General features: G+C 74.6%; 16 protein-coding genes. 10 read left to right on the top strand and 6 right to left on the bottom strand.

What is annotated here, in order from left to right; genetic code table 11:
- Positions 1–30 precede the first annotated feature (30 nt).
- On the bottom strand, positions 31–1,008 hold the full coding sequence (locus AB0I21_RS10590; protein ID WP_360560080.1) for an AraC family transcriptional regulator: 978 nt from the start codon (positions 1,006–1,008) through the stop codon (positions 31–33).
- A 76-nt stretch (positions 1,009–1,084) separates the two neighbouring features.
- Here AB0I21_RS10590 and AB0I21_RS10585 point away from each other — a divergent pair, with 76 nt between their 5' ends.
- Positions 1,085–1,885, top strand: a complete 801-nt coding sequence (locus tag AB0I21_RS10585) for an NAD(P)H-binding protein (protein ID WP_360560079.1) — start codon at positions 1,085–1,087, stop codon at positions 1,883–1,885.
- A complete protein-coding gene (locus AB0I21_RS10580) occupies positions 1,882–2,295 on the top strand; it encodes a DUF4345 domain-containing protein (protein WP_360560078.1) in 414 nt (137 codons plus the stop codon). The genes AB0I21_RS10585 and AB0I21_RS10580 overlap by 4 nt, the downstream gene beginning before the upstream one ends.
- Before the next feature lie 47 nt (positions 2,296–2,342).
- Here AB0I21_RS10580 and AB0I21_RS10575 read toward each other — a convergent pair whose 3' ends face one another.
- Both AB0I21_RS10575 and AB0I21_RS10570 read right to left on the bottom strand, forming a co-directional pair.
- Positions 2,343–3,539, bottom strand: coding sequence for a trans-2-enoyl-CoA reductase family protein (locus AB0I21_RS10575; protein ID WP_360560077.1), 1,197 nt, complete (start codon positions 3,537–3,539; stop codon positions 2,343–2,345).
- Between the two features lie 219 nt (positions 3,540–3,758).
- On the bottom strand, positions 3,759–3,884 hold the full coding sequence (locus tag AB0I21_RS10570; RefSeq protein WP_360560076.1) for a hypothetical protein: 126 nt from the start codon (positions 3,882–3,884) through the stop codon (positions 3,759–3,761).
- A gap of 152 nt (positions 3,885–4,036) precedes the next feature.
- Between AB0I21_RS10570 and AB0I21_RS10565 the strand changes: the two genes are divergently transcribed.
- From AB0I21_RS10565 to AB0I21_RS10555, 3 genes are read left to right on the top strand one after another with little or no spacing between them, the layout of a single operon-like run.
- Positions 4,037–5,578, top strand: a complete 1,542-nt coding sequence (locus tag AB0I21_RS10565; RefSeq protein WP_360560075.1) for an NAD(P)/FAD-dependent oxidoreductase — start codon at positions 4,037–4,039, stop codon at positions 5,576–5,578.
- The gene (locus AB0I21_RS10560) at positions 5,575–6,375 is read left to right on the top strand and encodes a fatty acid desaturase (RefSeq protein ID WP_360560074.1); all 801 of its coding nucleotides are present in this window, start codon (positions 5,575–5,577) and stop codon (positions 6,373–6,375) included. The genes AB0I21_RS10565 and AB0I21_RS10560 overlap by 4 nt, the downstream gene beginning before the upstream one ends.
- Positions 6,376–6,396: 21 nt before the next feature.
- On the top strand, positions 6,397–7,008 hold the full coding sequence (locus AB0I21_RS10555; RefSeq protein WP_360560073.1) for a TetR family transcriptional regulator: 612 nt from the start codon (positions 6,397–6,399) through the stop codon (positions 7,006–7,008).
- A 64-nt stretch (positions 7,009–7,072) separates the two neighbouring features.
- Here AB0I21_RS10555 and AB0I21_RS10550 read toward each other — a convergent pair whose 3' ends face one another.
- Positions 7,073–8,020 carry a DUF1861 family protein gene (locus AB0I21_RS10550; RefSeq protein ID WP_360560072.1) on the bottom strand — a complete coding sequence of 316 codons (948 nt, stop codon included), beginning with the start codon at positions 8,018–8,020 and terminating at the stop codon, positions 7,073–7,075.
- Positions 8,021–8,139: 119 nt separating this feature from the next.
- Here AB0I21_RS10550 and AB0I21_RS10545 point away from each other — a divergent pair, with 119 nt between their 5' ends.
- Positions 8,140–9,690 (top strand): SpoIIE family protein phosphatase, encoded by a 1,551-nt coding sequence (locus AB0I21_RS10545; RefSeq protein ID WP_360560071.1) that lies wholly within the window; start codon positions 8,140–8,142, stop codon positions 9,688–9,690.
- Positions 9,691–9,722: 32 nt separating this feature from the next.
- Here AB0I21_RS10545 and AB0I21_RS10540 read toward each other — a convergent pair whose 3' ends face one another.
- Together AB0I21_RS10540 and AB0I21_RS10535 are read right to left on the bottom strand one after the other, a co-directional pair.
- Complete coding sequence (locus tag AB0I21_RS10540; RefSeq protein ID WP_360560070.1) at positions 9,723–10,094, bottom strand: ATP-binding protein; 372 nt, start codon at positions 10,092–10,094, stop codon at positions 9,723–9,725.
- Complete coding sequence (locus AB0I21_RS10535; RefSeq protein ID WP_360560069.1) at positions 10,091–10,420, bottom strand: STAS domain-containing protein; 330 nt, start codon at positions 10,418–10,420, stop codon at positions 10,091–10,093. The genes AB0I21_RS10540 and AB0I21_RS10535 overlap by 4 nt, the downstream gene beginning before the upstream one ends.
- 140 nt (positions 10,421–10,560) lie before the next feature.
- Here AB0I21_RS10535 and AB0I21_RS10530 point away from each other — a divergent pair, with 140 nt between their 5' ends.
- The 4 genes from AB0I21_RS10530 to AB0I21_RS10515 all read left to right on the top strand — a co-directional run bounded on the left by AB0I21_RS10530 (position 10,561) and on the right by AB0I21_RS10515 (position 14,787).
- Positions 10,561–11,496, top strand: a complete 936-nt coding sequence (locus AB0I21_RS10530) for an acetamidase/formamidase family protein (RefSeq protein ID WP_360560068.1) — start codon at positions 10,561–10,563, stop codon at positions 11,494–11,496.
- A 70-nt stretch (positions 11,497–11,566) separates the two neighbouring features.
- Positions 11,567–13,435, top strand: coding sequence for a molecular chaperone DnaK (dnaK, locus tag AB0I21_RS10525; protein WP_360560067.1), 1,869 nt, complete (start codon positions 11,567–11,569; stop codon positions 13,433–13,435).
- Between the two features lie 58 nt (positions 13,436–13,493).
- Positions 13,494–13,967, top strand: coding sequence for a nucleotide exchange factor GrpE (locus AB0I21_RS10520; protein WP_360560066.1), 474 nt, complete (start codon positions 13,494–13,496; stop codon positions 13,965–13,967).
- Positions 13,960–14,787, top strand: a complete 828-nt coding sequence (locus AB0I21_RS10515) for a J domain-containing protein (RefSeq protein WP_360560065.1) — start codon at positions 13,960–13,962, stop codon at positions 14,785–14,787. Before AB0I21_RS10520 ends, AB0I21_RS10515 begins: the two co-directional genes overlap by 8 nt.
- The last annotated feature ends 14 nt before the right edge of the window (positions 14,788–14,801 follow it).

Below are 14,801 nucleotides of genomic sequence, written 5' to 3'. Positions count from 1 at the left end.
TCGGGCCCGAATGCGGCGATCGGGAGCTTGTCAACGACCGGTGGCGCCCGCACCGGCGCGGACCGCGCCCGGCGACACGCCGAAGGTCCGGCTGAAGGCCCGGGAGAACGCGGCCTCCGACGCGTAGCCGAAGCGGTGCGCCACCTGCGAGAGCGGCTCCGGCGACTGCTGCAGGTGGGTGTGGGCGAGCTGCATCCGCCACTGGGTCACGTACTGCATGACGGGCTCGCCGAGCAGCGCCGTGAACCGGGCGGAGAACGCCGAACGGGACATCGCCGCCTCGCGGGCCAGGGACTCCACGCTCCACGGCGCCTCCGGGGCCCGGTGCATCGCGGCCAGCGCCCGGCCGAGGTGCTCGTCGCGCAGCGCCGCGAGCCAGCCCTGGTGCGCCTCGGGCGCGGTGTCGAGCCAGCCGCGGATCGCCTGCACCACCAGGACGTCGGCGAGGCGGGTCAGCACCGTCTCGCCGCCGGGTCGCAGCGCGGTCGCCTCGGCGGCGATGAGCTGCAGGGTGCTGTGCAGCCAGCCGCCGTCGTCGTCCCACCCGTCGACGTGCAGCACCGGCGGCAGCTGCGCGACCAGCCGCCGGGCCGGGACGTGGTCGCAGCGCAGCACGCAGTAGGTGACCCGGGTCAGCGCGCCGCCGCCGCCGTGGCGCAGCAGCTCATACCGCTCGCTGACCCGCTCGACCGGGATGTCGAACAGCGGCGTGGCGCGGGACCCTCTCTGTCCACTGTGGACGCGGTGCGGGGTGCCGTGCGGGATCAGGGTCAGCCCGCGCGGCCGCAGCGTCCGCGGCGGCTCGCCGTCGACCTCGAGGACGGCCTCGCCGGCGGTGACGACGAGCAGCGCCATGAGCCCGTCCAGCGCGGGCACGGCGATGTCCCACGGTGCGGTCAGCTCCGAGCGGCAGTACAGCGTGCCGGTGAGCCGCAGGAGGTGCAGCGCCTCGCCGAGCGGGTCCGCGGCCGGCGGGAGGATCGTCGTCGTCACCTCGTCATCGTCCATGATGCTGGACGATCTGCAAAGACTTCCGGTGTCCCTGTGATTCATAATCTCGCCCGTACCGGCGAAGCTTGACCACATGAGCAACCTTGTCATCGGCTCGACCGGCAAGACCGGCCGCCGGATCCTCCGCCGCCTCACCGACCTGGGGCACCCCGTGCGCGGCGCCTCCCGCCGCAGCGACCCACCGTTCGACTGGGAACGGCGGGAGACCTGGCCGGCCGTCCTGGACGGCGTCGACGCCGCGTACGTCTCCTACTACTCCGACCTCGCCGCCCCCGAGGCGCCCGCCGCGGTGGAGGCGTTCACGAAGGCGGCCGCGGCGGCCGGCGTCCGGCGGCTCGTGCTGCTGTCCGGCCGCGGCGAGCACCACGCCGAGAGCTGCGAGGACATCGTGCGGGAGTCCGGGCTCGGCTACACGCTCGTGCGGGCCTCGTGGTTCGCGCAGAACTTCGGCGAGGGAGAGCTGCGGCAGGGGGTCATGGACGGCGCCGTCGTCCTGGCCGCCGGCGACGTCGCCGAGCCGTTCGTGGACGTGGAGGACATCGCCGACGTGGCGGTCGCGGCGCTGCTCGACGAGCGGCACGACGGCCGCGTGTACGAGGTCACCGGCCCGCGGCTGCTCACCTTCGCCGGGGCGGCCGCGGAGATCGCGCTGGCGGCGGGCCGGCCGGTCACGTACGTGCCGGTCAGTGTCGAGGAGCTGCGGGCGGCGCTCGCGGGGCACCCGCAGGGCGACCTGTTCGCCGACCTGTGCGGCGAGGTGTTCGACGGGCGCAACGCCAGCCTCGGCACCGGCGTCCAGGACGCCCTCGGCCGGCCGCCGCGGGACTTCGCCGACTACTGCCGCGCCGCCGCGGCGGCTGGGGCCTGGCGGTGATCCGGCGGATCCTGCTGCTCGTCTCGGGGGTGGTGGCCGTCGCGGTCGGGGGCGCCAGCCTGTTCGCGCCCGTGGCCTTCCGGCGCCAGTACGGCATCAGCATCGGCGCCGACCCCAACCTGCTCAGCGAGACCAGATCGGCCGGTGGGGCGGTGCTCGCCGTCGGGGTGCTGCTGCTGGCCGGTGCGTTCGTGGCGCGGCTGGCGTTCCCGGCGGCGGTCGCCGGGGCCGTGTTCTACCTGGCGTACGCGGTGTCGCGCGGGATGTCGGCGGCGCTGGACGGGGCACCGGCGAGCGGCCTCGTCGTCGGCGGGATCGTCGAGCTGGCCCTCGGGGTGGCGTGCTGGTTCGCCGCCACCCGCCCGGCGCCGGGCGCTGCCCTGGGCGTGGGCCACTCCGGGCCGGGGTAGCCGGTCGCAAACCTGGGCGCGGGCCACTCCAGGTCGGCGCGGGGCGCTCACCTGGGCGCGGGCCACTCCAGGTCGGGGTCGACGGGCGCCGCGTAGTCGACGCCCGGGACGTCGAAGCCGTACAGGCCGCGGAACTGGGCGCGGAACCAGTCGACGTCGGCGACCTCGGCGATCGTCTCCGGGGTGATCGCGTGCCAGCGCTCCGCGACCGCGGCCTGCACCGCGGGGTCCAGCTCCCACCGGTCCAGCCGCAGCCGGCCCTGCTCGTCCAGGTCGAGCGGGGCCGCGCCGGTCAGCTGGTCCCACAGCTGCACCGACTGCTCGACCGGCGACTGGAGCGCGTCGCCGAGCACGGCGCGCAGGACGCTGACGTACAGAGCGATGCCCGGGATGGCGGTCGACGCCTGCGTGACGGCCGCGCCGTTGACCGACGTCAGCGCCCGGCCGCCGTGCCCGGCGAGCCGCTCGTCGAGCTCCTTGGCGGTCCGCTCCAGGTGCAGCTTCGCCGCGCCGATCGTGCCGTCGCGGTAGATCGCCGAGGTGAGGCCGGATCCGATGTACGACAGGGCCACCGTGCGGAACCCGTCGCGCAGCATCCCCCGGTCCTGCAGCGCGGTGACCCAGCGGGACCAGTCCTCGCCGCCCATCACCTGCACGGTGTCGGCCGCCTCCTGCTCGCCGGCGGGGGCGGCGGTCACGTCCCGCAGGGTCGCCGTGCCGTCGGCGTCGAACTCGAGCGTCCGCGTCGTGTGCGCCTGGCCGAGCGGCTTGATGACCGACTGGAACGTGGTGCCGGTCCGCGGGTCCGTCCGTCGCGGCGCGGCGACGCTGTACACCAGGACATCCACCTGACCGAACCGCTTCTGCAGCAGGTCGAGGACCTCGTCCTTGGTGGTGTCGGCGAACGCGTCGGCGTTAACGAAGGTGAAGTCGCTGCCCACCTCCGCGGCGACCGCGTCGGTGGCGATCGTGCGATACCAGCCGGCGGTCGCGGTGCGCCGGCCCGGCGGGCGCTCGAACGCGACGCCGACGCCCTGCAAACCGTGCCGGACCAGGCCCGCCAGGGTGGCGGCGAGGCCGTAGCCCGCGCTGGAGCCGATGATGAGCGCGGTGAGCTTCGACGGCTGCCCCTGCGGCGCCGGGATCTGCGCGACCATGTCGGTGACGCTGCGGAAGCAGCCGACGGGGTGCGCGTCGAGCAGCAGGAACCCTCGCCCGGTGGGACTGACGACACGTGCGGCCACGACTGCTCCCTCGATCATCCGGCGGTGCGTTCACATCCTGTCATGCCCCCGGCGGTGTCCGGTTTCCGGCAGCGCCGCTGCGATCGACGCCCGCCACCGCCTACCATGGCCGCCATTGAACGGCCCGCGGGTCCGCGCGCTGGACCAGCCGCTGCCGCCCGGCCGCAGCTTCCGGGTGGACCTCGACTCGGGCGCCGTCGTCGAGGTCCGCAACCGGGCTCAGCCGTAGTACATGTCGTCGGCCTCGACGACGCTCTTCTTCGCCGGGGCCTTGATCTGCGTCGGCGTGTTGTGCCCGAAGTACACGAGGCTGTCGGTCTTCACCCGCTTCAGGTCCAGGTGCACCCACTTGCCGCCGCCGCGCTCGTGACGATGCGTCGGATCATCTGGGTCCCCCGTGTGGTGATGCGGCGGCCACCGTAGCGAAGGCGGGCGATCCGCGCCGCCCGATATCGACCGCTGTTGACACGGTGGTGGGGCGGTCCTACGTTGAACGTATGTTCAGAACTTCTGTTCAGGACGATCGGTTCGACGTCGCGGTGGTCGGGGCGGGGCTGGCGGGCCTGGTTACGGCGCTGCGGCTGCAGGCGGCCGGCAGCACGACGGTGGTGCTCGAGGCGCACGGCCACGCGGGCGGCTGCGCCGGCTACTACCGCCGTCGCGGCTTCTCCTTCGACGTCGGCGCCACCACGCTCGTCGACTTCGAGCCCGGCGGCGTGGGCGCCGAGCTGTTCGACGCCGTCGGCATGCCGCCGCTGCCCGGTGAGGCGCTGCCCGGGTATGTGGCGTGGCTGCCCGACCGCACCGTCGTGCTGCACCGCGACGCCGGCGCCTGGCACCGGGAGCGGCTGCGGGCGCTCGGCGACACCGACCGGCACCGCCGGTTCTGGGCGCTGCTCGACCGGCTCTCCGACGCGTTCTGGCGGGCCAGCCGCGCGGGCGCGAGGATGCCCGTGCGCGGCCCGGCCGACCTGGTGCACAACGCGCGGGCGATGCGCCTCACCGACCTGCACCTGGCCCGGCACGTCACCGGCACGCTCGGCGGGGCGCTGCGGCGGCACGGGCTGCGCGACGACGCCGCCCTGGTCGGGCTGCTGTCGATGCTCGTCGAGGACACCGTGCACAGCTCCGTCGACGACGCCCCGCTGGTCAACGCGGCGCTCGGCATCACCATCCGCGGCGCCGGGCTGACCCGCGCGACCGGCGGCATGCGCGGCTTCTGGCGGGCCGCCGTGGCGCACTACCGGTCGCTCGGCGGCGACCTGCGCTGCGGTTGGCGGGTCACCGGCGTGACCGGCGCCGCCCCGCACTTCACCGTCGACGGGCCGCGCGGCACCGTCCGGGCGGCGCAGGTCGTCAGTGCGGTGCCGGTGGCCACGACCGCGTCGCTCGCCCCCGCCGCCCGCCCCGCCCTGGAGCGCTTCCTGCGCCGCGACGCCGGCGACCTCGGCGGCGCGGCCATGGTGTGCCTCGGCGTGCCCGAGGAGGAGGTGGCCGGGCAGGAGTTCACCCACCACCAGCTGCTGCGCTCCTACGCCGAGCCGCTCGGCGACGGCAACAACATGTTCGTCTCCGTGTCGGCGGCCGGCGACCACGACAGCGCCCCGCCGGGCCACCGCGCCGTGATGCTGTCCACCCACACCGGCCTCGCCGGCTGGGAGGACCTGGACGACGCCGGGCACGCCCGCCGCCGCGCCGCCCTCGGCGACCGGCTCGTGGCCGAGGCCCGGCGGGTCTTCCCGCGGCTCGGCGAGCGGGCCGTGGTGCGGGAGGTGGGCACGCCGCGGACCTATGCGCGGTTCACGTCCCGCCCCCTCGGCGCCGTCGGCGGCGTCCGGCAGCGCACCTCCAACGCCAACCAGCACGCCGTCCCGCACCGCTCGGCCGTGCCCGGCCTCTGGCTCGTCGGCGACTCCACCTGGCCCGGCCTCGGCACCGTCGCCTGTGTCCTGGGCAGCCGCATCGTCGCCGAAGGCGTGCTCTGCGGCCCCGGCGTGCGGCGCGGCCTGCCCGTCACGGACGGCCTGGTGCGGGCATGAAACCGGCGCTGGACGACCTCGGCACGGACCTGCTCGCCACCCGGCCGGGGCAGCGGCGGCTGGCCCTCACCCGACCGGCGCTCGGCGTCGCCGTCTATGTGGTGGTCGCGGCCCTCGGATGGTGGTGGGTGACCCCCGTCGTCATGTTCGGGATCTTCGTCGCGGTCGTCACCGTCACCCACGACGTGGTGCACCGGTCGATCGGGCTCGGGCCGCGGGCGACCGAGTGGGCGCTGTTCCTGTGCGGCCTCGTCCTGCTGGAGAGCGGGCACGCCTATCGGGCGACCCACCTGCAGCACCACCGGGCGTTCCCCGCGCCGGAGGACGACCCGGACCGCGATCCGGAGGGCTACCCGGCGCACATCAGCCTGCTCGGCGCCGCCTGCTACGGGCCGGTGTTCCTGGTGCGGTTGTGGCGGTGGGCGTACCGGCGCAGCCGCCGGGACCGCGGGTGGCTGGTCGCGGAGGCCGCCGCGCCGGTCCTCGTCACCGCCGGCGGGGTCGCCCTGCTGCCGGTCACGCCGATGCTGCTCTGGTATGCGGTGATGGCGGTCGTCGGCAGCTGGGTCTATCCGGTGCTGACGGTGTACCTGCCGCATCACGACTTCGGGGACACGCCCCTGACGCAGACGCGGACCCTGCGCGGGCGGGTGATCCCGGCCGTGTTCCTGGAGCTGACCTACCACCTGGAGCACCACCTGTACCCGCAGGTGCCCAGCCACCGGCTCGCGGAGCTGGGGCGGCGGCTCGACCCGTTCCTCGCCGCGTCCGGAGTCCGGCCGCACCGGGTGATCTGACATCGCCTACCGTTGCCGGTGATGCCGCGCCGAACCGAGACCCGCGAGCGCATCCTGCGCGCCGCCGTCGACACCCTCGCCACCCAGGGCTTCTCGACCAGCACCGCGAGGGCCATCGCGGCCACCGGCGGCTTCGCGCCCGGCGTCATCTACTACCACTTCGAGGACCTCGAGGACCTGCTGCTCGCGGCGATGCGGCACAGCAGCGACAGCCGGATGGAGCGCTACACCGCCCGCACGAGCGGCGTCCGCGGTGCCCGGGAGCTCCTGCCGGCGCTGCGGGAGCTGTACGAGGAGGACGTCGCCACCGGTCACATCGCCGCCGTGCAGGAGCTGGTCGCCGGGGCGGTCGGCGCCACCCGCCTCGCCGAAGGGGTCCGCGCCGAGATCCGGCGCTGGGAGGACTTCACCGAGGCGCTGATCGGCCGCCTGCTCGGCGACAGCCCCCTCGCCGCCCTCATCCCCGGCCGCGAGGCCGCCATGGCGGCGATGGCCTTCTACCTGGGGCTGGAGATGCTGACCCACCTCGACGGCGACCGCAGCCGCAGCGACACCCTGTTCGCCGCGGCCGCCGGCCTCGCCGACATGCTCGACGCCCTGACCGGCCTCACCGGGGGCGACGAGCAGGGCTGACCCTCCCACAGCCGCGCTGTGCCGCAGGCCCGGGGACCGTCGGCCGCCACCCCACGCGTGCGGGCTACGGCAGCGGCGACGGCACGACGATCGAGCCGATGGAGGCGTCGCCGAGGCCGCAGTACAGGCGGACGGTGCCGCCGTCGAGGACCTCCATCGAGCCGGGGAAGACGACGTCGGTGAGGTCGGCGCGCTTCGGCGGCGCGGGCGGGAAGTCGGCGCGCATCGCGATGACCGCCGGCGCGGTCGCAGTGCAGGCGGCGGGGTCGATGGTCCACCAGGCGCCGGCGTACTCCTGCGGGCCGCCCTCCTCGCCGACGGCGACGTGACCGAGGACGCCGATGCGGTCGCCGAGGTCGTACAGCTCGTTGACGCCGAGCTTGGTGTCCTCGGCGACCTGGTCGTGGAAGATGTGCGCCTTGGCGATGAGCTCTGCGGACAGTTGCGTGTAGTCGTCGGTGAAGATGAGGCTCACCCGGCCGCGCCCGGCCGTGCCACCCTGCGGCCGGCCGCACACGGCGAGGCCGTCGCGGCGCTGCAGCAGCCGGATGTCCTTCATGCCCGGCACCTCGACGAACGGCCGGGCCGGGTCGAGCCGCTCGACGTCCGGTGCGGCGTAGAAGCGGGTGACGACGCCCGGCGGGTCGGTGCCGAAGTCCAGCGAGACCACGCCGAGGACCAGGACCGGCGAGCCGTCGGGGCCCAGGACCCAGGCGGCGAACGGGTCCTCCGCCGCCGTGAACACCGGCATGCCGGGCGCCTCCCGCCAGCCGTCACCGGTGCGCTCGTAGAAGCGGACCTCGGGATCCCACGACGACCGGTCGCGCCAGTAGCTGCCGGGCGACTCGACCCGCACCGCGAGCAGCGCCCGGCCGGCCTGCCGGATCAGGCAGGGGTTGTAGGCGAGGCGGTCGCCGACGCCCGGGATCGGCTCGGCGACCCCGGTCGGGCGGCCGGGGCGGCGCAGGTGGGCGGCGACGAGGTCGCGGTACCCGGCGGGAGGCGGCGTCACACAAGCACCGTAACGCCGTCACCGGGTACGGATGGCGGGAAACCGGGGTGAACGTCGGAAGCGGCGACACCCGCCGCGCCGGGGCGGCCACGGTACTTGCCCGGCACTAAGCTTCGGTGATGGCACACGACGGTGCGCGGCGTGGGACCTCGCCGGCCACGGCGGGCGGCACCGTGCCCTCCGTCGTGCGGGCGCTGCTGGCGGCGGTGCCGGTCGGGTGCTCGTGGCTGCTGCCGCTGACCGGCGAGGACGGCGAGGTCGCCGACTTCCTCGTCGCCGCGGTGAGCGGCCAGGCCGGGGACATCTACGGCCGCGGTCTCGAGCGGGTGGGGGAGCGGGTCAGCGACCTGTACCCGAGCATGGTCGGCGGACCGTTGTGGGACCTGTACCTTCGGGTGCTCGCCGACGGGGTGCCCGCGGAGCTGCCCGCCTTCCGGTATGCCGAGCGGCGGGCCGGGATCGTGGCCGACTCGCTGTTCGAGGTGAGCGTCCATCCGGTCCTCGGCGGGCTGCTGGTGTGGTGGCAGCGCACCGACGAGGCCCGCCGCCGGCTGGAGCGCACCGAGCAGCTCGGCAGCCTCGGCTGGGCCGAGCACGACCTGATCACCGGGTGCAGCGACTGGTCGCCGGGGATGTTCCGGATCTTCGGGCGGGATCCGGCGCTGGGGCCGATGACGCGGTCGGAGCAGGCCGCGGCGCTGCTGCCCGACGACCGCGGGGTGAGCGAGACCGCCTGGCAGACCCTGGACAGCGGCGCCGCGGCCGACGTGACCGTCCGGTTCCGGACCGCGGACACGGTGAAGTACCTGCGGATCCTGTCCGACGTCGCCCGCGACGCCGACGGCAGCCCGCTGAAGATCTACGCCGTCGTGCAGGACGTCACCGCCCGCGAGGACGCCCGCACCGCGATGGATCGGCTCCGCGACCAGCTGCGCACCCGGGAGATGACGGCGCTCGCCGAGCACCGGCTCGCCGCGCAGCTGCAGAACCTGATCCAGCCGGTGCCGCCGGAGCCGTTCCCCCTGGCCGGGCTGCGGGCCGTGGTCAGCTACCTGCCCGCGGAGAGCGCCGCGCAGGTCGGCGGCGACTGGTACCACGCGCAGACCCTGCCGGACGGGCGCGTGGTGCTCGCGGTCGGCGACGTCGCCGGGCACGGGCTGGACGCCGCCAACGGCATGGCGCACCTGCGGTTCTCGCTGGTGGCGTGGCTGTCCATCGGCATCCGTGACCCCGGCACGCTGCTCGCCCACATGAACCAGCTGTCCCTGCAGCTCGGCATCACCGGCACGGCGGCGATCGGGCTGTACGACCCCGCCACCCGCACCCTGGCGTGGGCGCGGGCCGGGCACATGCCGCCGCTGCTGGCCCGGGCCGGGGTGACCACGGAGCTGGACCGGCCCGCGGGCCTGCTGCTCGGCGCCGCCCGCGACTCCGCCTATCCGGTCGTCACGGCGGCACTGCGCGACGACGACCTCGTGCTCTTCTACACCGACGGCCTGATCGAGCGCCGGTCCACCGACAGCGACGTGATGCTCGGCCGCGTCAAGCAGACCCTGTCCGCCGTCTCCGCCGAGGCGGGGCCCGAGCCGCTGACCCGGCTCCGCGGCCTGCTGCACTACGCCAGCCCCGACGACGACACCTGCACCCTGGCGGTGTGCGTAGAACCCTGACGGCGTCCGCTACAGGCCCCCTTACAGGGCCGCTACAGGTGCAGGCGGAGGCGGACCGTGGTGCCGTCGGGCCCGGTGACCGTGTCGACCTGGTCGCAGATCCGTTCGACGATCGCCAGCCCCCGGCCGCGGACCGCGTCCACCGTCGGCATCGGCCGCGGGAACGCGCGCGGCGGACCCTGATCCACGACGTCGCAGACGATCTGCCCGTCGTCGGCCCAGAGGCTGACCCGGCCGCCGCCGGTCGTGTGCTGCAGCGTGTTGGTCGCCAGCTCGTTGACGGCAAGCATCAGCAGCTCCGTGCGGGTCGGCGACATGCCCGACGCGAGGGCCTGGGTCCGCACGAACGCCCGCACCGCCCCGAGGTCGCCGGGCACGCTGTAGTCGACCGACGGGGCGCTCATGCCGCCATGTCCGTCTCCGTGGGCGGGGCCAGCAGGTCGCCGACGCCGGTCATGTCCAGGACGTGGGCGACCACGCCGGCGGCGTTGACCACCTCCAGCCTGCGGCTCTGCCGCTGGGCGGCGTGATGGCCGGCGACCAGCGCGTGTATGCCGCTGGAGTCGATGAACCGCAGGGCGGCCAGGTCGACGACGACCACCGGCGCGAGGTCGACGGCCGCCAGCAGCGCCGCCGTGAGCTCCTCGCGGCAGGTCAGGTCGCACTCACCGGCCAGCGCCACGACGGCCCGGCCGTCCACCTCGGACGTCTTCACATCGAACTGTGCCATCGACCTCAGCACCCCCTCGCCACCGACCCGGCAACCATCATGGCACCCGAGACAGGTCGGCAGGGCATCAGCCGACCGCCCGATTCGCCGAGTGGCCGCGGGGGCGCGGCGACGTGACCGGGCCTGCTTCACTCGTACCCGTGGAACACGTGCTGGACCCCGACGACCGGACGCTGCACGGCTACTTCTCGCGGGACCGCCCACCGGCGCTGACCGTGCGGCCCGGCGACACCGTGACCTTCCGGACCCTGGACTGCTGGTGGTCCGCCGGCCGGTACGCCGGCGAACGGGTGCCGGACCGTCCACGGGTGCCGCAGTACCGCGACGGGTACGGGCACGCGCTCACCGGGCCGGTCGAGATCGAAGGCGCCACGCCCGGGCAGACCCTCGAGGTCCGCATCGACGAGGTGGTGCCGGCGGCGTGGGGCACCACCGTCGCCGGCGGCTGGCCGAGCGGCCCGAACCGCCGGTACCACCTGGAACACGACGGCGTCGTGCACGCCTGGGACCTCGACCCGGTCGCGATGACCGGCCGCAACCAGCACGGCCACACCGTGCCGCTGCGCCCGTTCATGGGCGTGATGGGCATGCCGCCGGCCGAGCCGGGGGAGCACTCGACGATCCCGCCGCGGGCGCACGGCGGCAACATCGACTGCAAGGAGCTCGTCGCCGGCACCACGCTGCTGCTGCCGGTCCCGGTCGACGGCGCACTGTTCTCCGTCGGCGACGGGCACGCCGCGCAGGGCGACGGCGAGGTCAGCGGCACCGCGATCGAGTGCCCGATGGACCGGGTGACGCTCACGTTCGGGCTGCGCGACGACTTCCCCGTGTCGGGCCCCGTCGCCCGCACCGGCGACGCATGGCTGACGATGGGCCTCGGCGACACCCTGGACGACGCCGCCTACGCCGCGCTGGACGCGATGTTCGCGCTGCTGGAGCGGCTGCACGGGGTGCGGCGCGCCGACGCCGTCGCGCTCGCCAGCGTCGCGGTCGACCTGCGGGTGACGCAGATCGTCAACCAGGTCGTCGGCGCGCACGCCGTCCTGCGCGACGGGGCGCTCACCACCGGTGGGTGAGACGCGGCCTGTGCACCCCGGCGAGCCTTGAATCGGCTGCAGCAGCCGGAGGCTCAGGAGGGATGCACACATGGCACGCGCTGTGGGAATCGACCTCGGCACGACCAACTCCGTGATCGCCGCGTTCGAGGGTGGCCGCCCCACCGTCCTGCCCAGCGAGGAAGGCAGCAGGACGACGCCGTCCGTCGTCGCGTACACCGGCACCGGCGAGCGACTCGTCGGGCAGCTCGCCCGCCGGCAGGCGGTGCTGAACCCCAAGGGCACGATCTACTCCGCGAAACGCTTCATCGGCCGCCGCTTCGACGAGGTCAGCGAGGAGGCGCGCAGCGTCACCTACGACGTGGTGCAGGGCCCCGACGGCATGGTGCGTTTCGACGTGCGCGACAAACAGCTGTCGCCGGAGGAGGTGTCCGCCCAGATCCTGCGCAAGCTCGCCGACGACGCCGCCAAGCACCTCGGCGAGAAGGTGACCGAGGCGGTCGTCACGGTCCCGGCGTACTTCAACGACGCGCAGCGGCAGGCGACCAAGGACGCGGGGAAGATCGCCGGGCTGAACGTGCTGCGGATCATCAACGAGCCGACGGCGGCCGCGCTCGCGTACGGGCTGGACAAGCAGGGCCACGAGACGGTCCTCGTGTTCGACCTCGGCGGCGGCACGTTCGACGTCAGCATCCTCGACGTCGGCGACGGCGTCGTGGAGGTCAGGGCGACGTCCGGCGACACGCACCTCGGCGGCGACAACTTCGACCACCGGCTCGTCGAGCACATCGCCGACCAGTTCCAGCGGGAACAGGGCATCGACGTGCGCACCGACCCGCAGGCGCTGCAGCGGCTCACCGAGGCCGCCGAGCGCGCGAAGATCGAGCTGTCGTCGGTGACGCAGACCCAGGTGAACCTGCCGTTCATCACCGCCGACGCGACCGGCCCGAAGCACCTGACGATGACGCTCACCCGGGCCACGTTCGAGGAGCTGACCCACGACCTGCTCGAACGGACCATGGAGCCGGTCCGGCAGGCGATGCAGGACGCGAAGGCGGGCGCCGGCGACCTCGACGAGGTGATCCTCGTCGGCGGGGCGACCCGCATGCCGGCCGTGCAGGCCCTCGTCCGCCGGCTCACCGGCGGCAAGGACCCCAACATGTCCGTGAACCCGGACGAGGTCGTCGCCCTCGGCGCCGCCATCCAGGCGGGCGTGCTCAAGGGCGAGGTGCAGGACGTGGTCCTGCTCGACGTGACGCCGCTGTCGCTGGGCGTGGAGACCCTCGGCGGGCTCATGACGAGGGTCATCGAGCGCAACACGACGATCCCGGCCCGGCGCGCCGAGACGTTCTCCACCGCCGACGACAACCAGCCGGCCGTCGACGTGGTCGCGCTGCAGGGCGAGCGGGAGCGCGCCGCCGACAACCGGGTCCTCGGCCGGATGCGGCTGGAGAACATCCGGCCCGCGCCGCGCGGCACCCCGCAGATCGAGGTCACGTTCGACGTCGACGCCAACGGCATCCTCAACGTGTCGGCGAAGGACAAGGACACCGGCGCCGAGCAGCAGATCACCATCACCGAGAGCGGGACCCTCGACGCCGCCGAGGTCGAGCGGATGGTGCGCGAGGCCGAGGAGCACCGGGCCGAGGACCGGCAGATCCGGGAGCGGGTCGACGCCTCCAACGAGCTCGACAGCGTCGCGTACCAGCTGGAACGCGCCCTGCAGGAGCACGGCGACGTGCCGGAGCACGAGCGGGCCCGCGCCTCGATGCTCGTCGCGGACGCCCGCCGGGCGGTGGAGGAGCAGGCGCCGGCGGCCCGCATGCGGCAGCTCACCGAGGACCTGCGGCAGATGACCCTGGCGCTGGGCAGCCGGGCCGCCAGGCCGTCCCAGGCCGGCGCCGCGGCACCGCAGGACGCCGACGACGTCATCGACGCCGACTTCAACACCGGGTCATGAGCGGGCCGGCGCGGAGCTCCAGGTCAGGGCGGCGCCGGAGCACGGCGGAGGTCGGGTCATGACCCAGGAGCACGAGGTCGCGGAGCTCACCGAACGGTGGCAGCGGGCCGCGGCGGACGTGGAGAACACCCGCAAGTGGGCCGAGCGCCAGTCGGCGCGGCAGCGGCAGGAGGAGCGGATCGCGATCTCCACCGCGTGGCTGCCCGTCCTGGACAACCTCGACCTGGCGCTGCGGCACGGTGACGCCGATCCCCGCACGATCGTCGAAGGCGTGGAAGGCGTCCGCGAGCAGGCCCTCGCCGTGCTCGCCGGCTTCGGGTTCACACCGTTCGGCGAGGTCGGCGAGCCGTTCGACCCGGTGCGGCACGAGGCGGCCGAGGTCGTGCGTGACAGCGACGCGCCGCCCGGGACCGTGGTGCGGGTGCTGCGGCCGGGGTACGGGGACGGCGAGCGGCTCCTGCGGCCGGCGGTCGTCGCGGTCAGCGCGCCGCTGCTGCTGGGCGACAGGGAGAACGGGCCCGACGGTGAGTGAGCGGCGCGACCCGTACCAGGTGCTCGGCGTGGCCAGGACCGCGACACCGGAGGAGATCCAGCGCGCGTACCGGACCCTGGCCCGCCGGCAGCACCCCGACATCAACAAGGAGCCCGGCGCCGAGGACCGCTTCAAGGAGATCAACGAGGCGTACCACGTGCTGTCCGATCCGGAGCGCCGTGCCCGCCACGACAAGGCCGGGCGGGAGCGGGCGCGCCCGCGGGGTGTGCAGACCGTCGACATCGACGACCTCTTCAGCAGCATGTTCGGGGGGCGGTACGGTACGGGCACCGACACCGAGGCACACATCACGGTCGGCGTCGAGGAGGCGTTCCGCGGCGGGCGCCGCACGGTGACCCTGCCGGACGCCGACGGCCGCCCCCGCCGCTACGACGTGAACATCCCCGCCGGCGTCGTCGACGGCCAGCGGATCCGGCTCGCCGGTCAGGGTGGCCCCGGCGTCGCCGGTGGCCCGCCCGGGGACCTGTACCTCGTCGTCGCGCTCGCGCCGCACCCCCGGTTCCGGGTCCAGGGCCGGGACGTGGTGCTCGACCTGCCGGTCGCGCCGTGGGAGGCGGCCCTCGGCGCGCGGGTGCCGCTCGACGCCCCCGGGGGTCCGGTGCGGGTGGACGTGCCGGCCGGCACGTCGTCCGGGCGGCGGCTGCGGCTGCGCGGGCAGGGGCTGCCCAACCCGCGCGGCCGCCCCGGTGACCTGTACGCCGAGGTGCGGATCATGGTGCCGGCGACGCTGAGCACGCGGGAGCGTCACCTGTTCGAGGAGCTCGGGAAGGTGTCGGCGTACGACCCGCGGGGCCGCTGAACAGGCGCCGCCGC

The organism is Dactylosporangium sp. NPDC050588 (assembly GCF_040654975.1).
Classification (GTDB): Bacteria; Actinomycetota; Actinomycetes; order Mycobacteriales; family Micromonosporaceae; genus Dactylosporangium; species Dactylosporangium maewongense.
This window is presented reverse-complemented; position numbering and strand designations above follow the sequence as displayed.